This is a genomic window from Verrucomicrobiia bacterium (assembly GCA_035946615.1).
GTDB lineage: Bacteria > Verrucomicrobiota > Verrucomicrobiia > Limisphaerales > UBA8199 > DASYZB01.
Map to the genome: position 1 here is coordinate 22,985 of DASYZB010000133.1, position 25,208 is coordinate 48,192.

20 protein-coding genes are annotated in these 25,208 nt (G+C 57.4%); 6 read left to right on the forward strand and 14 right to left on the reverse strand.

The features are described from left to right. Positions 1 to 16: 16 nt before the first annotated feature. From VG146_19385 to VG146_19405, 5 genes are all read right to left on the reverse strand, one after another. The gene (locus VG146_19385; protein ID HEV2394519.1) at positions 17 to 583 is read right to left on the reverse strand and encodes an ATP-dependent Clp protease proteolytic subunit; all 567 of its coding nucleotides are present in this window, start codon (positions 581 to 583) and stop codon (positions 17 to 19) included. Positions 584 to 842: 259 nt separating this feature from the next. After that, on the reverse strand, positions 843 to 1,499 hold the full coding sequence (locus tag VG146_19390; GenBank protein HEV2394520.1) for a hypothetical protein: 657 nt from the start codon (positions 1,497 to 1,499) through the stop codon (positions 843 to 845). 274 nt (positions 1,500 to 1,773) lie between these two features. After that, complete coding sequence (locus VG146_19395; GenBank protein ID HEV2394521.1) at positions 1,774 to 4,866, reverse strand: vitamin B12-dependent ribonucleotide reductase; 3,093 nt, start codon at positions 4,864 to 4,866, stop codon at positions 1,774 to 1,776. Between the two features lie 332 nt (positions 4,867 to 5,198). Then, positions 5,199 to 6,755, reverse strand: coding sequence for a ribosome biogenesis GTPase Der (gene der, locus VG146_19400; GenBank protein HEV2394522.1), 1,557 nt, complete (start codon positions 6,753 to 6,755; stop codon positions 5,199 to 5,201). Positions 6,756 to 7,047: 292 nt separating this feature from the next. Beyond that, entirely contained in the window at positions 7,048 to 8,307 is a 1,260-nt protein-coding gene (locus VG146_19405; protein HEV2394523.1) for a glucuronate isomerase, read from the reverse strand. Between the two features lie 274 nt (positions 8,308 to 8,581). Here VG146_19405 and VG146_19410 point away from each other — a divergent pair, with 274 nt between their 5' ends. From VG146_19410 to VG146_19420, 3 genes are all read left to right on the forward strand, one after another. Beyond that, a complete protein-coding gene (locus VG146_19410; protein ID HEV2394524.1) occupies positions 8,582 to 11,185 on the forward strand; it encodes a protease pro-enzyme activation domain-containing protein in 2,604 nt (867 codons plus the stop codon). A 118-nt stretch (positions 11,186 to 11,303) separates the two neighbouring features. Beyond that, positions 11,304 to 12,011, forward strand: a complete 708-nt coding sequence (locus VG146_19415) for an endonuclease III domain-containing protein (protein HEV2394525.1) — start codon at positions 11,304 to 11,306, stop codon at positions 12,009 to 12,011. Between the two features lie 60 nt (positions 12,012 to 12,071). Next, a complete protein-coding gene (locus tag VG146_19420; GenBank protein ID HEV2394526.1) occupies positions 12,072 to 12,839 on the forward strand; it encodes a polyprenol monophosphomannose synthase in 768 nt (255 codons plus the stop codon). A 36-nt stretch (positions 12,840 to 12,875) separates the two neighbouring features. On the opposite strand, the gene VG146_19425 is transcribed toward VG146_19420, so the two are convergent. The 3 genes from VG146_19425 to VG146_19435 form a co-directional block, all read right to left on the reverse strand. Then, the gene (locus VG146_19425; GenBank protein HEV2394527.1) at positions 12,876 to 13,652 is read right to left on the reverse strand and encodes a hypothetical protein; all 777 of its coding nucleotides are present in this window, start codon (positions 13,650 to 13,652) and stop codon (positions 12,876 to 12,878) included. Between the two features lie 93 nt (positions 13,653 to 13,745). After that, the gene (locus tag VG146_19430) at positions 13,746 to 14,591 is read right to left on the reverse strand and encodes a prepilin-type N-terminal cleavage/methylation domain-containing protein (GenBank protein ID HEV2394528.1); all 846 of its coding nucleotides are present in this window, start codon (positions 14,589 to 14,591) and stop codon (positions 13,746 to 13,748) included. A 124-nt stretch (positions 14,592 to 14,715) separates the two neighbouring features. Beyond that, complete coding sequence (locus VG146_19435) at positions 14,716 to 16,620, reverse strand: tetratricopeptide repeat protein (GenBank protein ID HEV2394529.1); 1,905 nt, start codon at positions 16,618 to 16,620, stop codon at positions 14,716 to 14,718. Between the two features lie 49 nt (positions 16,621 to 16,669). On the opposite strand from VG146_19435, the gene gcvP reads away from it, so the two are divergent. After that, a complete protein-coding gene (gene gcvP, locus VG146_19440) occupies positions 16,670 to 19,612 on the forward strand; it encodes an aminomethyl-transferring glycine dehydrogenase (protein HEV2394530.1) in 2,943 nt (980 codons plus the stop codon). Beyond that, positions 19,609 to 20,073 (forward strand): hemerythrin domain-containing protein, encoded by a 465-nt coding sequence (locus VG146_19445; protein ID HEV2394531.1) that lies wholly within the window; start codon positions 19,609 to 19,611, stop codon positions 20,071 to 20,073. The genes gcvP and VG146_19445 overlap by 4 nt, the downstream gene beginning before the upstream one ends. 287 nt (positions 20,074 to 20,360) lie before the next feature. Here VG146_19445 and VG146_19450 read toward each other — a convergent pair whose 3' ends face one another. Beyond that, positions 20,361 to 20,567: a hypothetical protein gene (locus tag VG146_19450; protein ID HEV2394532.1), complete on the reverse strand. Its 207-nt coding sequence runs from the start codon at positions 20,565 to 20,567 to the stop codon at positions 20,361 to 20,363. A 132-nt stretch (positions 20,568 to 20,699) separates the two neighbouring features. On the opposite strand from VG146_19450, the gene VG146_19455 reads away from it, so the two are divergent. Continuing rightward, positions 20,700 to 21,281: a Uma2 family endonuclease gene (locus VG146_19455; protein HEV2394533.1), complete on the forward strand. Its 582-nt coding sequence runs from the start codon at positions 20,700 to 20,702 to the stop codon at positions 21,279 to 21,281. A gap of 181 nt (positions 21,282 to 21,462) precedes the next feature. Here VG146_19455 and VG146_19460 read toward each other — a convergent pair whose 3' ends face one another. From VG146_19460 to VG146_19480, 5 genes are all read right to left on the reverse strand, one after another. Then, positions 21,463 to 22,314, reverse strand: a complete 852-nt coding sequence (locus tag VG146_19460; GenBank protein HEV2394534.1) for a M14 family metallocarboxypeptidase — start codon at positions 22,312 to 22,314, stop codon at positions 21,463 to 21,465. A gap of 16 nt (positions 22,315 to 22,330) precedes the next feature. After that, positions 22,331 to 23,398: a biotin synthase BioB gene (gene bioB, locus VG146_19465; protein HEV2394535.1), complete on the reverse strand. Its 1,068-nt coding sequence runs from the start codon at positions 23,396 to 23,398 to the stop codon at positions 22,331 to 22,333. Positions 23,399 to 23,477: 79 nt separating this feature from the next. Beyond that, entirely contained in the window at positions 23,478 to 23,837 is a 360-nt protein-coding gene (locus tag VG146_19470; GenBank protein HEV2394536.1) for a hypothetical protein, read from the reverse strand. 13 nt (positions 23,838 to 23,850) lie between these two features. Then, entirely contained in the window at positions 23,851 to 24,411 is a 561-nt protein-coding gene (lepB, locus tag VG146_19475; protein HEV2394537.1) for a signal peptidase I, read from the reverse strand. 102 nt (positions 24,412 to 24,513) lie between these two features. Next, a complete protein-coding gene (locus VG146_19480) occupies positions 24,514 to 24,945 on the reverse strand; it encodes a response regulator (protein ID HEV2394538.1) in 432 nt (143 codons plus the stop codon). Positions 24,946 to 25,208 lie beyond the last annotated feature (263 nt).

The window sequence follows — 25,208 nt, forward strand, 5'->3', positions numbered from 1 at the left end:
AGTAACGGGAATCCGTTCATCCCTTTTCAGTAGTCGTTTGCCCGCTCTCAGGCAACAGCGGTTGAGTTCCAATCGCATCAATGAGTCCCTGTTCGAGCGCCTCCTGGGCGCTAAACTCTGTCCCTGCTCGAAACCATTCCAACACATCGGCTGGTTGCTTTTGCGCATCCTCAGCAAGCGTATCGGCCAAGAGCCGCAGAGTGGACTCGATGCCGCCCGCTTTCCGCCCTCTGCTCGTCTCGGCCAGAAGCTTGAAGGAAAACCGGGCGCCCGGCGCCGCAACGCGGAAGCCCTTCAGGCCGTGAGCGGCGATAACCAGGGCAGGACCCGCGGCTTGCCCGTTGCAAAACGTAATGACAGGACAACGGATGCCATTCATGGTAGAAAGGATCCCGAGGGTTTCTGATGCCAAACCTCCGCCAGAATCGATATAAGCGATAATAGGTTGGCGATGGTCCTCGGTTGCCAGAACCAGCAGGCGCGCGATACAGCAGGCCGCAATGGGTTTGGTGAGCCGCCCGCGCAATGTCAGCCGCCGCTCCAGGGCGGTGGACGTTAGCAACCCGGTCGATATTCGTGCCATATCCAGATTCCCGGGACCGGCCTGGTTGAACTCTCAGTGGGTTCAACGACCTCGATTGGGGAATTACCGCCAATTCACAGCAGGCCGATCCGTCAAAGCCCGGATTTTACAATGACTTTGGGCGGGAGTTGCAAGCGTTTTAATCAACAAAACGCGAAATGGGCAAAATGGGCAGCATCTTGCCTCTGGCCCTCCGATGCTGGCGAACGGTTCGCGAGGCGCGCCGAATAGCGCTTAAGGCGGGCGCGCTTCCCGCTGGCTACCGTCCTGTTGGGGTGTAGGATCGATTAAAAAGGTTGGTTGGTGTGGACGAGATGACTTGGGAGGGTGCCGCAGAAAAGTTGCTGCCGATATTCAAATCCTGCAACAGTGCCGGGACGGGCTGCAAATCGCGTTGGAGCGTCTGAAGGTCCGTTATCATGTTAGCGGTCACCGGTGTGGCGCCATTATTATTCTTTGAAAGCAGATTTCGCAACGCGTCCTCCACTTTAGTTAACTCCGAAGCGTTCTGTCCATTGGCAGGGGTCGGCGAAGAACCCGATACGATACTTGAAAGACGGCTGGCCAGAGATTGGCTTCCAGCGGCGGACGACCCGTACTGCTTGTTAAAGGCGGTCAGCGCCGGCATGGTCTGGTCAATCGCCGCTCGCAGGTTCTGCAGTTGCGACGCCAATTGCCCTACGGAGAAGACCTGGCCGGTTTGGTTGGTAAAGTTTAAATTGCTGGCCCCCAATGCTGTCGTATTATTCGTGTAGCCCTGGGCCTGATAATTGTAATCTGGTCTGGGAGCGCCGTAGCCCTGGGCAGGCGCCGTATAGCCTGGAGCTGTTTGCTGATTTTGGCCTGAGTAGGGTTGTTGCGTCTGGGCTTGTGCGCAGGAAATCCCCAGAACTCCGATAAAGAGGACAACTTTCATTTTCATAAGATGGCTGCATCCTTGGATACGTTCTAATCCTTAACAATATTGAGCCGAGGCTTGCTCCGGCACTATGGGGTCTTCCCCGATTAAGCCGTGGAACTGCTTTCAGGCCATTGGGTCCAATATCTGCACGCCTGCCGGCTCGAAATGGCGTGTATTGTGGGTGGCAATAATGTGTCCCCGCTATTTGAAATGCGCAGGCATATGAACTTTTACAAAACGGGCCGGGAAGCCGTAGTACCTTCCCGGCCCGCAGGAGTCTTCCGTATGGTCAGGAACAACCGAGGCTTTCGCCGCAGTTGAGACACTTATAGCAGGCGCCATTGCGCACGGCGACGTGGCCGCAATTGGGGCAGGTTGGGGCATCCTGCTGGAAATGGGCAACGGCATCGCTCAGGGATTTTACCGAATAAGCGCCCAAAGAGGCATGTGTTGCGCCATTGCCCGCAGTCCCGTTCTTAAGGTCTGCTTCGCTATCTTCCGCCAGCGCCAGTTCGGGCACTGGACGATTCACTTTTTTTTTGAGTTCCTCCGCCAGGCCCGGGATGGCCAACTCGGGCTGGTGCCGGTTAGGCGAATATTCCTCGCGGTAACCCGGAATGAACTGGAAGCCCATCCAGCGGAAGACATAATCGGTTATGGAGGCTGCGTTGCGGATTTCCGGGTTCTTGGTGAAGCCGGATGGCTCGAAACGGACGTGGGCGAACTTGCGCACCAGGGCCTCCAGCGGGACGCCATATTGCAGGGCCAGGCTTGTGAGTGTGCCAATGCCATCCATCAACCCGCCGATGGTCGAGCCTTCCTTGGCCATCGTGATGAACAGCTCGCCCGGCTCGTTGTTATCGAACAAACCCACGGTGAGGTAACCCTCGTGGCCGGCGATATCGAATTTGTGTGTGATGGCGGTTCGGGTGTCCGGCAGGCGCCGCCGCAACGGTTTGCCGTTTTGCTCACGCAAATGCGTGACTTCCGTCTCGAGATCTTTGAGCCGGCCTTCCAGGGGAACACCCTCAGCGCCTTTCTCCCCTTCATTGGTTCGTTTCGTATTGAGCGGCTGTGAGCGCTTCGAGCCGTCGCGGTAGATGGCGACACATTTGAGTCCCATCTTCCAGGCCTGCACATAGGCATCGCGGACATCTTCGGCCGTGCTTTCCCTGGGCATGTTCACCGTCTTGGAGATTGCTCCGCTGATGAACGGCTGGGCCGCAGCCATCATCTTCAAATGCGCCAGGTACTGAATGCTCCTGCGGCCCCGATAAGGCTTGAAAGCGCAATCAAACACCGGCAGATGCTCGGGCCTTAACCCGCTGCAGAGTGGGTGGCTGTTCTCCTCAACGTCTTCAATCGTGTCGTGTTTCTCGATATGCCCAACGATCTCTTCGACCTGTTTCGGGTTGTAGCCAAGCCGATGCAACCCTTCGGGAACAGTGCGGTTCACAATCTTCAGCAAGCCGCCCCCGGCGAGCAGCTTGTATTTCACCAATGCAATATCCGGCTCGATGCCGGTCGTATCACAATCCATCAGGAAGGCGATGGTGCCGGTCGGGGCCAGCACCGTAACTTGCGCGTTGCGGTAGCCCACGGCGCGCCCGCGCTCGATAGCCCCGTCCCAGGTCCGGCGCGCTTCATCTTTGAGGTAATTGAAGTCCTCACTGGGCTGGATGGCTTCAACGGCGTCGCGGTGCTGTTGGATCACCTCCAGCATTGAATGGACGTTGTCGGGCGCGGCCGGCTTGGTCACGTGCGCGCAACGGGCGTCGCGGTAGCCTTTGAAGGGCCCCATGACTTGAGCCAGTTCAGCCGATTGTTCATAAGCATGGCCGGTCATGATAGCCGTCAGCGCGCCGGCCAAGGCCCGCCCTTCATCTGAGTCGTACGGCAGGCCGTAACTCATGATCAACGAACCAAGATTGGCATAGCCCAGCCCCAGGGTGCGGAAGATGTGCGAATTTTCTGCGATTTCGGCGGTTGGATAGCTGGCATTATCGACAAGAATCTCCTGGGCGGTGATGAAAACACGCACAGCGGCTTTGAACCGCTCCACCGCGAATGTGCCATCCTCGCGTTTGAACTTCATCAGGTTCAGCGAGGCCAGGTTGCACGCCGTGTTGTTCAGAAACACATATTCGGAGCACGGATTGGTGGAATGGATGGGTTCGGTGCCTTTGCACGTGTGCCATTTTTGAATCGCCCCGTCATATTGCAGGCCCGGGTCGCCACAGATCCAAGTGCCTTCGGCTATCTTGGCCAGCAATGCCGCCGCGTCTTTCTTATGGAGGGGTTTGCCGCTGGTGATCGAGCGGGTCCACCATTCTCTGCCTTCCAGGGCAGCCTGCATGAACTCATCGCTCACGCGCACGGAAAGGTTTTCGTTCTGGTACATCACGCTCCCATAGGCCTCGCCATTGTAAGAGCCGTCGTAGCCCTGCTCGATAAGCGCCCAGGCCTTTTTTTCTTCCTTTTGCTTGGCATCGATGAACTCTTCGATATCACCATGCCAATCGCGCAGGGTGTTCATCTTGGCCGCGCGCCGGGTTTTGCCTCCCGACTTGACCACATTGGCGACTTGGTCATAGACCTTGAGAAACGACAAGGGTCCGCTCGGGCGTCCGCCACCGCTGAGCTTTTCCTTGCTCGAACGGATAGGAGTCAGGTCCGTGCCGGTGCCAGACCCGAATTTAAAGAGCATTGCCTCGCTGTGGGCCAGGCGCATGATGGATTCCATGTTGTCCTCGACCGACTGAATAAAGCACGCGCTGCACTGTGGGAATTCGTATTGCGTGCTGGCCCGCTCAGCCTGGCTGGTCTTGCGGTTATAGCACCAATTGCCGCGGCTGGATTTGTTGCCGACATTGTATTCATGATACAATCCCACATTGAACCAGACCGGCGAATTAAAAGCCCCATACTGGTTGAGGCAGAGCCAGGTCAGTTCATCATAAAAGACCTCGCCGGTCTCCTTGGTGAAGTACCCATCGCGCACGCCCCAATCCGCTATCGTTCGGCAAATCCGCTGGATAAGCTGGCGCACCGAAGTCTCCCGTTCGGAAGTCCCTTGCTCGCCGTAAAAGTACTTTGAAACAACAACCTTGGTCGCAAGCAATGACCAGGATTTGGGGACATCGACATCTTCCTGTTTGAAAATGACCTTGCCGGCGTCATCCGCGATTTCTGCTGTGCGCCGCTCCCATTCAACCTGATCGAAGGGGGCTATTTTAGGATCGCTGAAGACGCGCTCGATTTTGATGTTGTTTTTCGCTGCCACTCCATTTCGCCTGGGGGCACGTCCCGCGCTCACGCCATTGGCACGCCGCCCCGCGGCGTGGGGAGCCGACGCTAAGGTCTCCGAACTTGTATCCATCATGGTATTCCTTTGTTATTGTTGCTGCTGGAGGGCCCGCTGACCAGCCTTCAACGGAAGCCGCACTGGATTGAAGTTAAGTTGCCGATTTTCGACGACATTTGAGCCCCGGTTCGAGGCTGAACCCCATTAGTGGGGGAACGATTGAAGCTTACACCCCATATATTGGGGGGCAAGGAAAATTTCTAAGAATTTACGCAAACGTTATTCCCAACCTCTTTTATCAGGAACTCGCTCCCCGAAAGTCACTTTCGGACAATTTCCCGGCCTGGGAATAACACCCTGTGAATAAGGTGTTAATCAGTCGTAAAGTTAAAAGGAATCATAAACGCTTCTTATCTCTCTGCCTCCATCTTTCTGCCTTTCACCCTTGCGCCTGATTTGTTGTGTCGTTTCCGCACAGGCTCGATGGTCTTCGGACGGGCTTTGGGGACCAACAGAATGGGGCAACCTTCGTACCCAAAAGCCCTGCGGAGTTGGTCCGCCAAGTACTTTTTGTATTGAGCGGAAAACAACTCCTCGCGATTGATAAAAAGAAGAAAGGTCGGTGGCGCTTCTTTCACCTGGGTAGCGTAAAAGAATTTAAGGCGGTGTCCATGTGCGCTGACGGGTTGGCGGCGTTCCACTGCGTCCTGGAGCGTTCTATTGAGAATCGCAGTGGGGATCTTCTGCTGGAGTTGGGCGGCGATGTACCGCACTGCCTCGAGCAAGCGGTCGAGATTGAACCCTGATTTTGCAGAGGTGAAAATCACCGGGGCGTAGTCGAGGAAGAACAGGTGTTGCTGGACCCATCCGCCGAACTCAGCCAACGTGGTCATCAATTTTTGGCTGTCGCGGTCCTTCCGGCGCCGGCGTTCCATTTCCTCCTCGCGCGCCTGGCGGACGCCGGACTCCATGAGGTCCCATTTGTTCACCACGACGATACAGCCCTTGCGTTCCTCGACAATTCGATCCGCTACTTTCTTATCCTGCTCGGTAATTCCGGCCTCGGCGTCCAGCACCAGGATGGCAATATCACAGCGAGCGATGGATTCCTCCGCGCGTTTGACGCTAAAAAACTCCACCGAATCGTTGACGCGCCGTGTTTTGCGCATCCCTGCGGTATCGATCAGCAGGTAAGACTCGCACGCGCCATTGGTCTCGACGACGAATGGCACATCCACCGCGTCGCGCGTGGTGCCCGGGGTCGGGCTTACGATGACGCGCTCGGAGCGTGTCAGGGCGTTAATGATCGAAGATTTTCCAACATTTGGCCTGCCGACAATCGCGAGTTTTAGCGGCAACGGTGCGCCGCTGCCGGCATGTTCGATGAGTGGCGTCCCCTCGCCGGGCTGTTCGTTTTGCATCGACGGTGGCTGCGCGAGCAAAGACACCTGCGGGGCTGCCGGCAAAAAAGCGAGGGCCGCCTTCATGAGCGCTTCAATGCCTTCCCCATGAATGGCACTGACGGGGAACAGTTGTTCAAAGCCGAGTTGGGCGAATTCGGGGAGGCCTGCCTCGCGTTGGAGCGTATCGACTTTGTTCACAGCCACCAGGACCGGTTTGCCGCTGCGGCGCAATCGCGCGACGGCTTCGCGGTCCAAGGGCACAACGCCCTCCTGGACATTGGTCACCAGAATGATGAGAGTGGCCGATTCAATCGCCAACTCCACCTGTTCGAGGGCGGCCCGGCTGATGGCGTCTGAGGCCTTCTCGCCGCGCAGCAGGCCAATGCCCCCGGTGTCAATAAGCGTAAAGGCCCGCCCATCCCACTCCGCTTCGGCACTTATCCGGTCGCGCGTCACGCCTGGTTGATCGTGCACAATAGCGATACGCCGTCCGGCGATACGGTTGAACAAGGCGGACTTTCCCACGTTGGGCCGCCCGACAATGGCAATAAGACCCGGCATCATTAGAGCATGCAGCTTTTAGACTGCGCCCGCAAGTAAACCAAAAGAGGCTACCCCCTCAGACCTAGACACGAATTTCACGAATTAGTACGAATTTGGAGCTGGCGCGCTCTCTTGTACAAATCCTCGCGAAGCGTCGTGGACTGCGCCAGCCCTTATAGCCTTTTGGGGTATGGAAATGCTCAACTGCGTGGCATGACTGGAGGCGTTCTTGGGAAAAGCGGTAGAGGACTACCGCAGTCCAAGACCCTGGCGCGCTCTCTTGTACCGGTCTGCGCGAAGGGTTGGATTCTTCCTAACTTGTGCAAAATTCCTCGAAAGCCCCCCCAAACAAGCCGGCTACATCGCGTTCGATCTCTTTCTGGCTCACCTGCCAGCCGGTATTTGCCAGTTCCGAATACTTATCCACCAACGCGTCAGCGATGATACGGCGCGAGTGGCGCCATTTATAGACAATTTGGTCCAGAACGCGCGCATCCGAATGCTGCGGGGTGAAGCTCAGGCCCAGCAACTCGATGCGCATCCGGGTCAACTCGTTTACGAGATAAGGAATATTATTAAACCACCAGCAGCCAAAAAGATGGAGGTTGCGGAATTTGCGAGCTAGCACGCAGGCTTCATGCTGATTCTCGCGCGCGAGAATCGTTGCCATGAACTTATTATCGGGGTACTGGGCGCATAAGGTTTGCAGCACCTCCATGTTGCTTAATCCGACCCCATCGCCCGCGAGTCTCAATTGTGGATTTGCAGCCCGCCTGACGCCGGGCATCAGGGCAAAGGGCAGTCCGAATTCGCGGCAATGGGGCAGCACGGCTTTCTCGATGAGCTGGGTCGTCATGGCTTTTGCCGGCAATTGGAAATCCGCCTGTAAAGAAACCATGACGTAGCGCGCTTCCATCCGTTTTGTCCAGTTGGCAAGAAAGCGCCGCACCTGGTCGAAGGTCTTTTGAGAGGACGCGCTGGAGGTCACTTTATAGCCCCAAGCCGCCAGGCGCCGGGCGGTTTCGGTCCAGTTCAGCAGCAACGGGTCGATGCGCAATCCTGCGATAAAACGCGCATCACGCCGGAAACCCTTTTCCCAAATTGGCCGTTCCAGCTCATCAAAAGGAGAATTAGTCATATAAATCCGGCTGACGCCCGCCAACTCCATGCAGCGCGTCAAATGAGCCCCGACCCGCTGTTGCGCAAACCAGTGGCGCAAGGCCGGCAAGTCGCGCTTCTTCACATCCAATCCCAGCAAATGCAGGGTGGTTAGAACGCCGCGGCAGGCCTCTGAAATCGGTGAATGCTTTAGAAAAAGCTCCTGCCAGATCAGGTCTGCCTGGGCCGTCTTGGACATCTCCCAGAATTGGGTGAACGGGATGGTGATATAGCGGAAGACCTCCGCCACCAGGTAATGATAAACGAGCAGATCATCCAGGCCCCAGAGCAGCAACTCCTTAAACGCAGGGTCGTACAGGTGCGTGTGGATATCGACCACAGGGGTGGACATGACCACCTCTTCAATCTGCTGAGCGAGTGGGACGCGATTTGCCTCTGCCAGAAGGGTTTTCATAATGTTTTTGCAATTCGGTTTGCGCTTGCGCGCAATGTTCGTTAGTCTGGTAAACTCTTGGAATAGAAAAAGCGAGAATTCTGTGGATACAATCTCCCCATGCAGACCCCTGAGGCCGCGATCCCTATTGCGGAGAGGTAAAAGTTTTGAACTAAGCAAAAGAGCGAATAGGCCAATAGCAGTTCTCTGGAGCGCTTGGCGCTTGTGCTGGGTCACTTGCCTGGTGCTGAGCGGGCGGGGCTACGGAAATTCCTTGCATGCCTCAACCTCGGGCATGAAAACGTTGCATGGTTATGTCCCTCGAGCGATTGCGCGCCTGGCCCCCCTCGGCACCCTGCCACCCGAAAGCCGATTGAATCTGGCTATTGGCCTTCAATTGTCCGACTCCAAAGGCTTGGACGGCTTTCTGCAGCAGCTCTATGATCCAAATGACCCGAATTATCGCCAATACCTGACTCCCGAACAGTTTGCCCAAAAGTTTGGGCCCACCCAGGCGCAATATGAGCAGGTGGTTGCTTTTGCACAGCGGTTTGGCCTTGCCGTTACAGCCAGACACGGCAACCGGCTGTTGCTGGATGTGAATGGCTCAGTGGCGGAAATCCAGCGCGCCTTTCATATTACTTTGCGCACTTACCGGCACCCGACTGAGCCGCGCGATTTTTTTGCTCCTGATTCTGAGCCGACTGTGGAGGCGCAGTTGCCGATCCTGGACGTGAGCGGCTTGAACAATTTCGTGTTGCCGCATCCCAATGTTCACATTCAATCCCCCACCGGCACTACCGGGGCCACGCCCAAGACCGGTTCGGGTTCAGGCGGCACTTACATGGGCAATGACTTTCGTGCCGCCTATGCTCCCGGCCTGTCCCTGACCGGCGCCGGCCAGCAGGTCGGTTTGCTCCAATTCGATGGCTATTATCAGGCAGATATTTCTGCATATGAAGTGGCCGCAGGATTGCCGGCCATTCCGCTGCAAACGGTGCTGCTGGACGGCTATAACGGGGTGCCGACCACTGGCCCGCAGAGCGGTAATACGGAGGTGTCTCTCGACATCGAAATGGCCGTGTCGATGGCGCCCGGGCTTGCGAAGATTATCGTATTTGAGGGCGGCCCAAATGGACTGCCCAATGATGTGTTGAGCGCGATGGCCTCCAGCAACCAGGTAAAGCAGTTGAGTTGCTCCTGGGGTTGGGGTGGGGGACCGAGCGCGACTACCGATAATATTTTCAAGCAAATGGCTGCCCAAGGCCAATCCTTTTTTGCCGCATCAGGGGACAGCGACGCCTTCACCCCAGGGCAGGTGGATGATCCCTCGCAAACGGATGCCCCAGCCAGTTGCCCTTTCATTACCGTGGTGGGAGGAACAACGCTCACGACGAGTGGCTCGGGGGGGGCGTGGGCATCAGAAAAGGTGTGGAATGCAGGCGGAGGCGCCGGCAGCAGCGGGGGCATCAGTTCCTATTACTCAATTCCAAGTTGGCAGACAGGAATTGATATGAGCTCCAACTCCGGTTCGACGACTCACCGCAACATCCCGGATGTGGCCCTAACGGCCGATAACATCTATGTACGCTATGGCAACGGGACCAGCACAACGGTGGAGGGCACAAGCTGCGCCACGCCGTTGTGGGCCGCATTTACCGCCTTGATCAACCAGCAAGCCGCTCTGGGTGGCCAGGCTGCTGTGGGTTTTGTGAACCCCGCGGTTTACGCGCTTGCCAAGAGCGCTAGCTACACCTCTGCCTTTCACGATGTAACGGCGGGCAACAATGCCTGGTCCAGCAGCCCCACCAATTTTTATGCTGTATCCGGGTACGACCTGTGCACCGGCTGGGGCACACCTGCTGGCAAAAACCTGATCGATGCCCTCGCAGGTCCGCCAGATTCATTGGCAGTGGCGCCTTCGAGCGGTTTTATCGCCAGCGGACCTGCAGGTGGCCCCTTCATCCCCGTTTCGGCCGTTTTAACGCTGACCAATCGCAGTGCAGCCTCATTCGGTTGGTCTCTGAGTGTCCCAACCTGGCTTAGTGCCGCTCCAACTAATGGCGGCTTGGCGCCCGGAACGGCAGCCCAAATCACTGTTGAATTGGCGCCAGCCGCCGCCGCCCTCGTCGCGGGAAACTACAATGGCAATGTAGCCTTCACGAATCAGACCTCGCATGCCGTCCAAACCGTTCCCTTCACTCTCCAGGTCGGCCAATCCATCGTGCAGAATGGCGGCTTCGAAAGCGGTGATTTCAGCGGCTGGACACTAATCGGCAATATCGTCACCGGAACGACCGTTTACAATGCAGTCGAGACCAGTTCCTTCAGTTCCATCGTCCATTCCGGCAATTACGGCGCGTTCCTCGGCGATACCTTATTGGCAACTCTGTCCCAGAACCTGGCCACTATCCCGGGCCAGGATTATCTGGTGTCCTTCTGGGTCAATAATCAAACCACCGGCGCCGGCCAGCAATTCCTGTTCAATTGGAACACCAACAAACTTTCAACCTCCAATACGATCTACAGCCTGCTCAATCCACCCGTTCTCCCATGGACGAATCCCCAGTTTATCCTAACCGCGGCCAGCACCAACACCGTCCTGCAATTCGCCGCTGAGAATCCCCCGGGCGGCTTTGGCCTGGATGATGTCAGCGTCACGCCAATTCCCTCTTTGGCGATCCAAACCGCCACCGTACTGCCATCGGGTTTCCGCCTGGGTTGGCGTACAACCACTGGCTTGGTTTATCAGGTCCAATACACGACCAACCTGCTCAAGGCCTCCTGGAGCAATCTCGGTCCGCCCATCTCCGCCACAAGCAATAGCCTCACCGTGGTAGATAGCGCGGCGGTTGGGTCCCCTGGACCGAGATTCTATCGGCTCATGAGCGCTCCATAAAGTCACAAACGGCAGTGAATCGGATCGAACTTAACGAGCGTGCTACTGGTTTTCAGGAGCAGGAGGAACGGAGCAATTCCAAGGCTGGCCTGTCCACTGTTTAACCAGGGTTGGAGCGATGAAGAAAACTCCCCTCCAACGCGATCGAGTCCGCGCCTTGCGCACTGCCTACCGCCTGCTGCGGCGCCATTTTGGGCATCAACATTGGTGGCCCGGCGAAACGCCCTTCGAGGTGTGTGTGGGTGCGATTCTGGCTCAAAACACCAGTTGGACCAACGTGGAACGCGCCATCGCCAATCTCAAGTCAGCCGGCCTGCTGACGCCACAGAAGCTCTTTCAAACCAGCGAAGCGCACCTGGCGCAACTCATCCGACCTGCCGGTTATTTCAACGTGAAGGCGCGCCGGTTGCGCAGTTTCCTGCGGATTCTGGTGGAACAATTTGGCGGCGACCTCGAACGGTTCTTTGCCGGGGAAACTTCCGTGATACGTGAGCGGCTGCTCGATACGCATGGTATCGGACCCGAGACAGCGGACAGCATGTTGCTTTACGCAGGCGGACACCACCGGTTTGTCATAGACGCCTACACCAAACGTATCTTCCAGCGGCACGGGTGGAGCACTGCGCTTGCGGATTACCACGATTTGCAACAGCTCTGCGAAGGCGCCCTCAACCAGAAGCGCCGATGCAATCGGCTGGATTATTGGCAGGACTTCCACGCCCAGTTGGTCATGGTCGGAAAACACTTTTGTCGCACAAAGAACCCTGCATGCGGTTCCTGCCCGTTGCGTCCGCTGCTGCCCCCGGCCCTGAGAGACGTTAGTTAGGAATCTTGGCTTGTTTTCGGAAAGGATGTCGCCTATCTAATCATTGGGCCTGCGCATCCCATGAACAAGACCCTCGTCGTCGTACCGACTTTCAACGAACGGGAGAACCTCCCGCCGCTGACCCAGCGGCTGCTGGCGTTGCCGGTCGCGGTGGACATTCTCGTAGTCGATGACAATTCGCCCGACGACACCGGCAAGCTGGCTGCCCAGTTGGCCTCGCGGCATCCCTCCATTCACGTCCTGCACCGGACGGAAAAGAATGGTCTGGGTCGCGCCTACATTGCAGGCTTTAAGTGGGCGCTCGAACAGGGATATGAATTTGTCTTCGAACTGGATGGGGACCTCTCTCATAATCCAGACGACATTCCCATGTTTTTGGAAGCGGCTCGTGAAGCCGATCTCGTACTGGGCTCTCGCTACCTCAACGGCATCCGAATTATCAACTGGCCCCTCAGCCGCCTGATGTTGAGCAAATGCGCGGCCAAATACGTCCAGATTGTGACGGGGATGCCTTTTACCGACCCGACCGGCGGGTATAAATGCTTTCGCCGCCGCGCCCTGCAAGCCATCGATCTGGCGGCGATTAATTCAAATGGCTACAGCTTCCAAATCGAGATGACCCATCGGCTCTGGCGCCAGCGAATGCGCGTGGTCGAAGTGCCCATCATCTTCACAGACCGTTACCAGGGCCATTCCAAAATGACCGGCCACATCATTCGCGAAGCGTTTCTGATGGTGTGGCGGCTCTGGATTCAAAACCGCCTGCGCCGCCGCCCGCTCGGTCCACCAGACAAAGCCGACATGCCTGCGCCTTCAAGGGCTGGTTAATCGCGGCTGTTTTGGAGGGTTCCCTTCAACACCATTTTACCGGTGTCCACCGCCGTGGCCCCCTGAAAACCCGCCGCCGCGGCCACCGAAGTGACCGCCGCCGAAATGACCGCCCCCAAAATGGCCGAAATCGCCGTAATGATGGAACCCACCGTAGAACCCGCCAAAGCCGAATGTAACGACCGGCCCTCCATAATACCCTCCCCAATAGGGGTACGAATAGCCGTAATCATAATACGGATAATAAGGGTTTACTGGTGTGTAAGGAATCACGTACGTGGTCGAAGGGGCCGGGGCAGGCTCAACTGGCTGAGGGGCAGTTTGATCATAGCCGGGAGGCGGGCCTGAGTAGTAAGGGGCTGGTGGGACCGTATTGGCATCCGGGACAGGGGGCGCGTTGGGGACACCTGGCGCGACACCAGGCGGCATGGGTTGGGGCGTGACGCTCTCCACAGCTCTTCGACGCTGATCGAGCATAGCACTCACGACACGGTCAGAAACACCTTGGTCGCGAAGATAAACAATATCGCCTGGGCTCAGATTATAAATAGTGCCTGTGCTTCGAATGTAGTTGATGATGACATCATCACTGACCTGTGCGCGGGCCAGTTTTACGACATCAGCAAGACCATAGGGCAGGGTCTGGGTTTGGGGCGCGCTCACTGCCGGAAGCCCCGCAGACGGTGCGGCGGTTGTAGCCCCGGCCATATCGGCAACTGGGGCGTTGGTGTCGGCTGCCATGGCGGTGGATAGAATGCAGATGGCGCTTATCACAGGGAGGCAGCGGCGAGGAAAGAGCATCGAGGTTTTCATAACTGCGGAAAACTATTTTCGTTCTGAAAGTACAGTGGACCGAGCCATCGCTGGTGTCAAGCACAGGAACTCCTATCGAAGGCACTACCGGCACTACTGAACCGGGGCTGAGCTGCGCTGCTGCAGCCAAAGAATATCAGGATTGTCAGGATTGCTCTGTATGCTGTTGGCCCCGGAAGCATCGAGACGGCGACTGCGTGGGTCGAGCCATCGATGCAGTTCATCGTGACCGTCGGCAAAGGCCAGCATGGTGCTCAGACCGTGATCGGTGCCGGGCCAATCCAACCAGCGGGTGGGGTTGGTCGTCATGTTGAGCCGGAACGTCAGGCTATAAAGGTCAAATTTGTCTTTGTGCATGATGACCCAAAGACCGGGCGGCCCCGGCTGGGTAATGTCGGTCAACCGGCCATAGGTGCGCCAGGGGCCGGCGACAGCGCGGTTGCGATTATTGCCATCCATCCAGGGGGCATCGACGGCTCCCACCGATAAGGGCTGGCTGCCTACGGCGCCATTCACGTCGTAGCTGCGCATCCGAGGATAACTATAGCCGCCCGAGTCGGTCCAAAGTGTCTTGTCCGCCGGGCATTTCCATGTGCCGGCTGAGTGGATATAGGCACCCAATTTGGCGCGTTGCGGATCGATGAGCCACAGGATATTGGTTGCTTCCGGGAACTTGATGCCGCCCATGACAAAGCCGCGTGGATTGTCGATACTATTGGGAGGGAACCAGTCGTTGCAGTCGTTGGCATACAAGTGGACCGCCACCATGATCTGCCGGCCATTGCCCAGGCAGTAGGCGCTATAGGACTTTTCCCTTGCTTTGGACAGTACCGGAAGGAGCAAGGCGGCCAGAATGGCAATGATAGCAATCACCACCAGCAACTCTATAAGAGTAAAGCCGGGTGGCACTCTAACTGTGATTTTGCGCGGCTGGCCCATATGCCTGGATTAAAAACGGCTGCGCCGCACTTTGCATCAAAACATCAAAACAAGCGGTCGATTCTCAATGATCCGTGTTTTTCGGATTTTTGTCAAATCACACGAACCATGAAGCTATTGTTGGCTATGGGTTTGTGCTGTTAAAGCGCGCCGAGCAGAAATCAACTTGCTGTTCGAGAGCGCGCGCCAAGCCGGGGTTGCCTTGCTCCCGGGCCAGCGACAGACCGCGCCGCGCGGCGGCCAAGGCCTCGGGGTAGCGCCCCTCGTCGGCGTAAGCCCTGGAAAGGGTTCGGAGGACCATCGGATTGGTCCCTCCGCAAAGCTGGTTGACCTGCTCTGCCAAATGAATTGCCTGGAAAACGTTGCGCACTGAGGGGTCTTTGCTGGTCGCCAGCACCCAGGCCGCCAAGCCCAGGTTGTTCTGGGCATCCGCAAAATCGGGACGGACGGCCAGAGCTTGTTGGAACTCGGAGATGGCCTCCTGGATACGGCCCTTCTGGAAGAGGGCATTGCCCAAATTGCAGTGGCTCTCAGGGTCGCGGGGCTTGAGTTGGAGCGCGGCCTGATACTGCGTGATGGCTTCATCGACGCGTCCTGCGCGAAGCAAGGCATTGGCCAGGTTATAGTGCACATCCTCGTCTGCGGGATCAATCTGGAGGACACGCCGATAGAGCGTGACCGCCTCCTCCAGATGCCCCTGATGGAGAAGCGCATTGCCAAGCTGGTAGAGGGCGAGGACGCTGCTCGGGTTGCGTTCAAGGGTCGTGCGCCAGAGGGTTTCGGCGTCCTTGTACATCCCGCTCTGCTGCCAGGTGAGCGTTCCCAAAACCAGCAACAACCCGCCGTAGCAGCCTGGTTTCAGGAAGGCGCTGCTGGGCCTGATTCGATCCAGCAGGAGAGTGATGCCCGCTCCTGCCAGGGCCAGCGGGCCAATGCTGGCGATGTATTGGTAATGGTCAGCCACAAAACTGTATCGAAAGGTGTAAAGCATGATGAACCCCAGCAGCGGGCTTAAGGTTGCTACGTAAAACAAGGCAGTCACTTCGAGACAGCGCCCAATCCATCGCCGTAGAGCCAGGAGCACCCCCGCCGCCCCCGCGCAGGCCACCAGCCAGCCATAGGCCAGCGGGTCAGCAGGATTGATTGTCCATCGCGGATAGCTGAACGTGAGGTGACTTGGCCAGATCAATTTGGCCGCGTAAAACCAAATCGCCCGGCTCGCAATCAATACCCGCTCCAAGAAACTAATATCAAAGGTCTTGCCCTGTGTGCCCTGGTGGTGGCGTTCCCACCACATCGCCACAAGCCCCATCCCAAGCCCCAAAACGATGAAAGGGAGGATGCTCACCCACTGTCGTCTTTCCATCGGCTTGCCCCGTAACCACAGGATGAGCATCATTGCCGCCGGTAAAGTGCAGGCCGTTGTCTTGCTGGAGAGGGCCAGGGCAAAAAGCGCTAACGCCAAGGCACACCAGGGCCAGATTACTTTTGTGGCTGCTTGCCCGATAAATTCGAGCCAACACAGCAGACTCAGTAATTGGAAAAACAAGCACAGGACGTTTTTGCGTTCCGTAATCCACGCCACGGATTCTACCTGCACGGGGTGCAGGACAAATAGCGCCGCGGCGAGCCATGCTCCGGGGACATCCAGCCGCCGCAGCAAACGCCACAAAAGCAGCGCGTTGGCCGCATGCAGAAGAATATTAACCAGATGATAGCCGGTCGGGTTCAACCCCCAAATTCGCCGCTCAACCCAAAAAGTCGTGTAGGTGAGTGGAAAGTACTGTGACGGTGATTCCAGCGAGAACCAAGTCCGCCACAAACCTCCAGGTTCGGTCAGCAGCTTGTTCTGGGTGATATAGGCGTCATCGTCCCAAACAAAGCCGCCATTCCAGGCCCGATGGTAAACGAGCAGCGTAGCGGCCACCAGAATGAGGCCCATCAACCAACCGCGCCTGCCTTGCCACATGAGGAACGAATACCGCAATTGGGCGCCAGCGACAATTGATTTTGATGCGGGCCCGTTCATGCAGGCAGTTCATGCTTGATTTGAAGCGAGCGCTCCTTACTTTCCACAGATGCTAGTTACGGAAGCTCCAGATAAAGTTTCGACCAACGGCTCAGAGCCTGGCGCGGCGCGGGCCAGTGCCCGGGCCCCCGATGTTTGGTTGTCACATCCTGATTCATTTGCGCGGCGGCATATCGGCCCCAGCGCGGAGGAAACCTGCCAGATGCTCGAGTTGCTCGGCTACAGCAGCCTTGGGGCAATGATGGACGAGGCAATTCCAGCGGGCATTCGTCTCAACAGGCCGCTCCAATTACCCGCCGGGCGGAGCGAGCACGAAGTCCTGGACGAATTAAAGGCCATTGCCGGGCAGAACCAGGTGTTCCGATCCTACATCGGAATGGGTTATTCGGATTGCATCACTCCGGCCGTTATCCAGCGCAACCTGCTGGAAAACCCCGGCTGGTACACCCAATACACCCCTTACCAGGCCGAGATATCTCAAGGGCGCCTGGAAGGGCTTCTGGCCTTTCAAACAATGATCATTGATTTGACAGGGCTCGATGTAGCCAATGCCTCGTTGCTGGATGAGGGGACGGCAGCCGCTGAGGCGATGTCAATGTGCCATGGGCTAAAGGCGGAGCGGAACATTTTTTTTGTCTCGGCAGAATGCCATCCCCAGACGATCGATGTGGTTAACACGCGCGCTAAGGCATTGGGAATCGAAGTGCTGGTTGGTGATCATCGCCTGTTCCAATTTGACCAGCGCGTCTTTGGCGCTTTAGTCCAGTACCCGGACACCTACGGGGAGGTGCACGATTATGCGGGTTTTGTGGAGCAGGCGCACGCGGCGGGCGCGTTGGTGGCCGTGGCAGCAGACCTATTAAGCCTCACTTTGCTGCGCGCCCCCGGCGAGTTTGGAGCAGACATCGCCTTGGGCAGCGCGCAACGTTTTGGAGTGCCCCTGGGATACGGCGGGCCGCATGCGGCGTTTTTCGCGACACGCGAAGTTTTCAAACGGCATATGCCCGGGCGCATTGTCGGGGCATCCAAGGATGCAACCGGGCGGCCCGGGCTGCGGTTGGCGCTCCAGACGCGCGAGCAGCATATCCGCCGCGAGAAGGCCACCAGCAATATCTGCACCGCCCAAGCACTGCTGGCCAACATCGCCGCCATGTACGCTTGTTATCATGGGCCAGTCGGATTGAAACGGATTGCGTCGCGCACACGATTGCTGGCGCAGATACTGGCCAAGGGCCTCGAGCGCCTGGGTTACAAGACCGGGCCCGCAATCTTTTTCGACACCGTCCGCGTGGACATCGGAAACCAAAGCAGCGAACGCATCATCAAGCTGGCTGAAGGCCACAAAATGAATTTCCGCAACCTGGATGAACGGGCGTTTGGGCTCTCGCTGGATGAGACAACCAACGAGACGGACCTAGCGGAGATATGGCGCGTGTTCAATGCGGATCGCGCTCCGGGTTTTACGCCGGAGGAGCTGGCTGCCGATGTGGAGTTCGAGTATCCCGCCAAGCTGGCTCGCACGAGCCCCTATCTGGCGCATCCATTGTTCAACCGCCACCATTCGGAGACCGAGATGATGCGCTACCTGAAACGGTTGGAGGCGCGCGATTTATCTCTGACAACCTCGATGATTCCACTCGGTTCCTGCACGATGAAGCTCAATGCGGCTTTCGAAATGCTCCCCGTCACATGGCCCGAACTGAACCGGTTGCATCCTTTTTCCCCGCTGCGGCAGGCCCGAGGTTACCAGGTGTTGTTTCAGCAATTGGAGGAGTGGCTGGCTGAGGTGACCGGGTTTGAAGGCATCTCGCTGCAGCCCAATGCGGGGTCGCAGGGTGAGTATTCGGGGTTGCTGGTCATCCGTGCCTGGCACCAGAGCCGGGGCGAGGGTCATCGCAACGTCTGCTTGATCCCTGCCTCCGCCCATGGGACCAACCCGGCCAGCGCCGTGATGGCGGGCTTGCGGGTCGTGCCGGTCGCTTGCGATGCCCAGGGCAACATCGACCTTGCCGACCTCAAGGCCAAAGCCGAGGCGCACCGGGCCTCTCTGGCGGCTCTCATGGTCACCTATCCATCGACTCATGGTGTCTTTGAGGAAGGAATCCGGGAGCTTTGTGAGATCGTTCACGCCAGTGGAGGGCAGGTGTACATGGATGGAGCCAACCTCAATGCCCAAGTCGGCCTGTGCCGTCCCGGCGATATCGGGGCTGATGTTTGCCATCTCAACCTGCACAAGACCTTTTGCATCCCGCACGGCGGTGGCGGGCCGGGCATGGGCCCCATTGGAGTGGCGGGGCACCTGGTCGATTTTCTGCCAGGCCATTCCGTTGTGAACCTGGGCGGCGAGAATCCGGTTGGCGCGGTCGCCTCCGCCCCGTGGGGGAGCGCGAGCATCCTGCCCATCTCCTGGGCCTATATCGCCGCCATGGGAGCAAAGGGCCTGACCGAGGCCAGCCAATATGCAATTCTCAATGCCAACTATATCGCGCGCCGTTTGCAAAGTTTTTACCCGGTGCTTTATCGCGGAGCAGCCGGTTTGGTGGCGCACGAGTGCATCCTGGATATGCGCCAATTCCGAAACGTGACGGTCGAGGATGTGGCAAAGCGGCTGATGGATTATGGCTTTCATGCGCCAACGATTTCCTGGCCCGTGCCCGGCACCATGATGGTCGAGCCAACCGAAAGCGAGTCGAAGGAAGAGTTGGACCGCTTTTGCGATGCCTTAATCAGCATTCACGCCGAAATCCAGGCCATCGAGTTGGGCCAGGTGGACCGTCAGAATAACCTGCTCAAGAACGCGCCGCACACGGCAGAGGTTTTGGCGGCAGAAACCTGGGAGCGGCCCTATACCCGCCAGCAGGCCTGTTTCCCGGCGCCCTGGCTGCGAGAGTCCAAGTTCTGGCCGCCGGTCGGGCGAATCGATAACGTATACGGCGACAGAAATCTCGTCTGCACTTGCGGGGGCATGGAAGATTACAAAGAACAACGATGAAAATCACCGAAGCCCTCTTTGCAGAACACCTGGTGTTTCACAATATGTTCGACCATATCGAAGACGCGACGCCGGGTTTCAAGACCTTGGGCGAAGTCAAAGCCATTGCGGCAGTTATGGAATCGATGTTGAAGTCCCACTCGGATTCGGAAGACGATCTCTTTCTCGGGCCATTGGAACATTGTTTCGAGCAAATCGGGCAGCGAGATGCGTTTCTGGAAGAGCACCTGGAGATGGACGGCAACCTCCAACGCGTCTTGCACGCCACCCGCCTTAAAGACGCGCAGCAACTGCTGCTCCGAGCCGTCAGGCACTCCCGGCAGCATTTCGATCGGGAGGAGCGCATCGTTTTTCCCATGGCCGAACAGGTCCTCAAGCAAAAGACGCTCACCGAGTTGGGCCGGAGCTGGATGGACCAACGGGCACAAAGCCCGCTCCTGGTCGCCGCAGCATTGGAATAGTGGGTCGAAGTGAAATTAGGTTAACTGCAAGCATTCTTGAATCCCGAACCGTCTGTATTTACGGTGAAGATTCCAGCGAACCACCCGCGCGTCGTGCCGTAAAGCGTATCACCCGAAATAATTAACGAGTTCCGGTGGCGCTGAAGACCTCGAAGTTGCGGTTGATCTTGGCGTTAAGGGCCGTCAGCCCATGGGTCAGAACAACTTATTTTCCGCCGGGAGAAAACCCCTCGCCTGAAAATAAATAAGTTGTTCTGACCCAAAGGATCCAAGGATCCTTGGAAGGATCAGAGGGGCGTCTCCGAAGACAGATTCATCGTATCCAGGTCCTGGGCTCGGATTATCGCCTGGCAGATTTGAGGCTTTTCGCCAGGAATGACATAAGGGCTGCCGTGGGGCTCGTAACCTTGCTGGATAGAGGAGTCAACCTGCTTGTCCAAGGCCTTTATGTCTGTGTCAACGGCTGTGAAATATTCCAGTATTCTTCTGCTCATAGATGGCTCCGTCAATCAGACCGCACCAGCATGCCGTGAAGGCGCAAAATTCACAAGTTTCGATTGGCTCGTGAGGACTGCTGCATCCTCTGCGGACTCGACACGCCCCTGCCGTCATCGTAGGATAAACCCATGAGTATTGCGGCCGAAACGCAGGCGAGAGTCTGGACCGAGGCGGAGCTGCAGGCCCTGCCGGAGGACGGTTTCGTACATGAAGTGATCAACGGCGAGTTGGTTATGAGTCCCAAGAATGATTTCTTCCACGGCGACATCTGTTCGGAGTTGCTGACGGTTCTGCGGACGTTTGTGCGCGCGAATCGCTTGGGGGCGGTGCTGGACTCCAGCACCGGTCTTTGGTTGAAAAACCGAAATTGCCGAGCGCCGGACATCTCCTTCGTCAGCCGCGCGCGTCTGACTGCACTGGGCTTCAAGCGCTCCACCCGGAGCTTCTTCCCCGGCGCGCCCGACCTGGCGGTCGAGGTCCTTTCACCCAATAACACCCGCTCTGAACTCGATCAACGCCGGCGGGACTTTTTCGAAAGCGGCACGCTGGTGGCATGGGTGATCGATCCCGAGGCGCAACGGGTCGAAATCTGTCACTCCCTGATCCGGCGGAAACTAATGGGCAGCGGAGGTTTGCTCGAAGGCGAGGACCTGTTGCCGGGCTTTGCATATCCCATTGCCGACCTGTTTCGGGAGTGGGATTGGGAATAGCGGGTTCAATGGCCAAATGGTGCGAGTTCGCCCGCGGCGGTATACCAATGATCCTGAGAATGGCCAAGACCGGTAAGCATGTGGGCCAACAGTTCTGGGATTGCTCCACCTATCCCGAATCCAAAGGGGCCATCACGGTATGACTCACCAGATTAGGCGGTTCGGAAATCGCCCTCCGAGACTACGGCTTCAGGAACTCACCCAATGCGGCGTTCACAGCGGTAACCAGGGCCGCCACACGGGCCGAAAGAGGAAAATCTGACGGCGCTTCCAACGTCTGGGAGAGGGGCGTTTTGTAGGTGAGCAGGAAGAATGATTCCGGCCAGTCTGGCCGAGACCTGGGGTCAACGCTGGGGCGAATGATGCCATTTGACGCCGGCCGTCCTTCGATTGTTTCCGAGTGGTCAACCGGACAGACCCCGGCCACGCGCGCCACAATGGTTTCGGCGAGCGAGGGGCGGTTTTGCGGGTTCAATTCATAAACGTAGAAGCCGGAGGATTCCCAATCCTCGTGCAAGCAGAGGCACAGATCGAACGAGGGCTGACGGCGCAGCCAGTCGATATGGGCCAAGGTCTCGGCAGCCTGCGGATTGAGGTACTGCCGATTCAGGTCCAGGCCCTGGGCGTTCTCGCGCCGATTGAGAAGGAATCCGCCGGGGTTCAAGCAGGGGCACAACCACAGGCTGGCGCCGCCGGGCCATTGGTTTTCGTGCAGTAATTGCCGCACGGCCAATGGGCCGGCGGGTTCGTCTCCATGTATCCCCGTGCTGATGTAGATTCTGCGGGCGGAGTCGCTGGTCTGTAACCCTCGGTTTGCGACAGCCGGCCGCGTCAAGGTCAGCAGAGACAATTGGGAGCCGGCGGGGAGCTCTTCAGCCGACCATCCATGGGCGCGGGCGGCTGCGGCGCAATCGGTCAGGACGGCTGCAATGTCGATGGTCTCGCCAAAGTAGCCGTTGATGTTCTTGCCCAACCGCCGGAGTTCCCGCAGACCGGGCAAAGGCTCGGGGCCGGGTTGTTGCCGGTTTGACACAGCCCTAATTTACTCACTATTGCTCCTGGTCGGCAAAGTCGTGTTTATCCCAAGCGGGATCGAGGCCAAGGTCCTTGAGCATCTGGAGGTCTTTCTCGACGGGTTGATTGAGCGTGGTGAGATAGTTGCCCACCATCAGGGCGCTGGCGCCGGCCATGAATATCAAGCTCTGCAGGTCTCGCAGGTTCACTGTGCGCCCGCCGGCCACTTTGATCTCCTTTTTGGGCAGGATAAAGCGGAAACAAGCGATTGATTTCAAAATTTCAAGCGGGGCCAACGGCTCATTGTGCTCAAACGGGGTTCCAGGAATAGGGTTGAGAATATTTATGGGCACGACGTGTGCGCCCAGTTCCTTGAGGGCGAAGGCCAATTCGCACCGGTCTTCCCGCGTCTCGCCCATGCCAAGAATTCCGCCCGAGCAGATTTTAATGCCGGCTTGCTTCAAATGCCGGATGGTTTCGAGGCGCTCTTCGTAAGTATGGGTGATGCAAACCTGCGGAAAAAACCGGCGCGAACTCTCGAGATTATGATTATAGCATTTCAGGCCGGCCTGCTTGAGGCGGTCCGCCACTTTTTGGCTTTTAATAATTCCAAGCGAAGCGTCCGGGCGCGCCTGCCCGCTCTGTTTGAGTTCTTCTAACTGGCTGCAGATTTGGTCCAGCACTGGTCCCTCTTGAAGGCCGCGCCAGGCCGCCACGAGCCCCAGGGCGGTGACTCCATTGCCCTGGGCCTCCGCAGCGGCCATTTGTATCGGTGGCAAATCCACAAGGCCGTAACGTGGAGCGTCGGTTTGGTAGGCAGCGGATTGCGCGCAAAAGCTGCAATTCTCCGAGCAACTCCCGGCCTTGATATTAACAATCGAACAGAGATGGATTTTATTTCCCTTAAAGTGTTCGCGGATCCGGTTGGCCCAGGACAGCAGGTCGAAGATGTCCGCCCGCTCTTCCAGATGAAAAAGCCGGAGGGCTTCCTCGCGGGAGATTTCACCTCCCGCCAGCACACGCGCGCCCAAACGGGCGATTGTTTGGCGAACGGGTACATCGAGGGTTGCGTCAACGGTTGCGGCGATCATGATTGACAGCATAATGCGCGCGGAGGGCAGCGCAAGAAGAAGCGTTGCTGAAACAAAGGTCAACGCCATCGGACAGAAAGCTGGGAAGGAATCAGGCGCGCCCGCCGGATTGATGGGCGGGTTGATCCTTCATCGGCAAGACCGGCATCACGATATCGTATTTCTGCTCGTCAAATTTGAGAACCAATTGCACCCCGTTCAGTTTGTTCAAAACGCAAAAATCAATGGCAGCAGTGGAGCTGACGAAATCCATCGCGTCCGAACCGCTGCGCACCCAGGCATCGATGTCTTTGAAGTAAAGACCGGTATCTTTTTGCTGCAGCAGTATTCGCATAGGCTCGGTGACGGTCAGTTGAACTACCCATTGCCCCCACTCGCGGTAATTTACCACGCGCTCCGGCAAATAGCCCAGGTGACATGTGTAGTCTATCGGCTTGGCGCCTGGGATCAATGCAAAAATGAGGTTAGCGGATGATCAGGCCCAGCACGTTCCCCCTGGGGACAGGCCCATAGGCACGGCTATCGACGGAGTTGTTCCGGTTGTCCCCCAATACAAAAAATGCATCTTTGGGGCATTTGTACACGCCATCAATCGAGGCAGAAGCGAACGTGCGTATTCCAGGAGGAAGATAGGGCTCGCTCAGAAGGCGTCCATTGATATAAACCCGCCCATCCTTAAGCGCGATGGAATCTCCTCCCACAGCAATGATGCGTTTGACTGACAGACCGTGGTCGGCTGGGTCGCGCAGGACGATCACATCCTCCGGTTTGGGCGCGCGGACATAATAAACCCAGCGATTCAGAAGGTAGTGCTCCGAATTGTGCAGGGTGGGCACCATGCTAACACCGACGACGGTGACCGATTCGACCAGAAAATGGCTGACCAGGAAATAACTGCCCGTCGCCAACAAGAGTATGAGAAAGGTCTGGCCAATCGTCTGAAAAACCGCGCGCGCGCGCCCGCCGGTTGCTGCGGAGTTGGCAATCACAGGGTCGGCGGTGGAAAACATCTCAGAATCAGCCATAAGCAAATCCGGGCTCATTAATGATTAAAAAGTATCTCCTGTAACAAATTCGTCAACAAGCCAGAAAAATACCTAAACTGTGACCGGCAAAGTACGGGCGAATTAATCGCAAGGCCGGCGGGAATCGGGCGGGTTGGTTTTGGGTTTGCCCGCCGGAGCAGGGCTCACCTTGGCGATGGCGGCGCGAAGGTTCTCCAGTAGAAAAGGTTTACCGATGACCAAATCGACTCCTGAGAGGGGATTGCCTGAGGCCCTCAGCATTTCTGCATAGGCGGTGACCATGACAACGGGTTGCTCTGGCCGGCGCGCCTTGATCGCAGCCGCCAGTTTGTCTCCTTTCATCAGCGGCATCTCGAAATCCGTGAACACAACATCGAATGTTCCCCGCTCAAATTGTCTAAGGGCCTCTTCTCCGTTGCCAGCCGTTTCGACGGTGTGGCCGTCGAAGGCGAGCATCATCCTGAGGGCGTCGCAAACCAGGGGCTCATCATCGACGACCAGGATGTGCCGAAAAGGCGAACGGGATTTGCTCATCGCTGGAACTGGGCCGGAGAGTAACGGCCAGGGGCCAAAACGGCCAGCTTTATTGACGAAAACACCCCGATCCTTAGCCAGGTGAGGAAAAATGCACAGGTAGGTGAAAAATCTGTTGACATAACATCACCATTATGGTGATGTATAGCCATGCCCGCATTCACCAAGCGAAAAACCAAACTCCACCTCCAACTGACCAACTCCGACCAGGCCACTGCCCATGGCGGCCAAGTGCTGGTTGATGCCCTCTGCCGTCGTGCCGG

Bases quoted from the DNA above. Each gene is read 5' to 3' on its own strand.
- VG146_19430 (HEV2394528.1), bottom strand. From the start codon at position 14,591: ATGGGCCAGCCGCGCAAAATCACAGTTAGAGTGCCACCCGGCTTTACT.
- bioB (HEV2394535.1), bottom strand. From the start codon at position 23,398: ATGCTGTCAATCATGATCGCCGCAACCGTTGACGCAACCCTCGATGTA.
- VG146_19420 (HEV2394526.1), top strand. From the start codon at position 12,072: ATGAACAAGACCCTCGTCGTCGTACCGACTTTCAACGAACGGGAGAAC.
- VG146_19480 (HEV2394538.1), bottom strand. From the start codon at position 24,945: ATGAGCAAATCCCGTTCGCCTTTTCGGCACATCCTGGTCGTCGATGAT.
- gcvP (HEV2394530.1), top strand. From the start codon at position 16,670: ATGCTAGTTACGGAAGCTCCAGATAAAGTTTCGACCAACGGCTCAGAG.
- VG146_19435 (HEV2394529.1), bottom strand. From the start codon at position 16,620: ATGAACGGGCCCGCATCAAAATCAATTGTCGCTGGCGCCCAATTGCGG.
- VG146_19405 (HEV2394523.1), bottom strand. From the start codon at position 8,307: ATGAAAACCCTTCTGGCAGAGGCAAATCGCGTCCCACTCGCTCAGCAG.
- VG146_19410 (HEV2394524.1), top strand. From the start codon at position 8,582: ATGAAAACGTTGCATGGTTATGTCCCTCGAGCGATTGCGCGCCTGGCC.
- VG146_19425 (HEV2394527.1), bottom strand. From the start codon at position 13,652: ATGAAAACCTCGATGCTCTTTCCTCGCCGCTGCCTCCCTGTGATAAGC.
- VG146_19390 (HEV2394520.1), bottom strand. From the start codon at position 1,499: ATGAAAGTTGTCCTCTTTATCGGAGTTCTGGGGATTTCCTGCGCACAA.
- VG146_19395 (HEV2394521.1), bottom strand. From the start codon at position 4,866: ATGATGGATACAAGTTCGGAGACCTTAGCGTCGGCTCCCCACGCCGCG.
- VG146_19445 (HEV2394531.1), top strand. From the start codon at position 19,609: ATGAAAATCACCGAAGCCCTCTTTGCAGAACACCTGGTGTTTCACAAT.
- VG146_19415 (HEV2394525.1), top strand. From the start codon at position 11,304: ATGAAGAAAACTCCCCTCCAACGCGATCGAGTCCGCGCCTTGCGCACT.
- VG146_19450 (HEV2394532.1), bottom strand. From the start codon at position 20,567: ATGAGCAGAAGAATACTGGAATATTTCACAGCCGTTGACACAGACATA.
- VG146_19385 (HEV2394519.1), bottom strand. From the start codon at position 583: ATGGCACGAATATCGACCGGGTTGCTAACGTCCACCGCCCTGGAGCGG.
- der (HEV2394522.1), bottom strand. From the start codon at position 6,755: ATGATGCCGGGTCTTATTGCCATTGTCGGGCGGCCCAACGTGGGAAAG.
- VG146_19455 (HEV2394533.1), top strand. From the start codon at position 20,700: ATGAGTATTGCGGCCGAAACGCAGGCGAGAGTCTGGACCGAGGCGGAG.
- lepB (HEV2394537.1), bottom strand. From the start codon at position 24,411: ATGGCTGATTCTGAGATGTTTTCCACCGCCGACCCTGTGATTGCCAAC.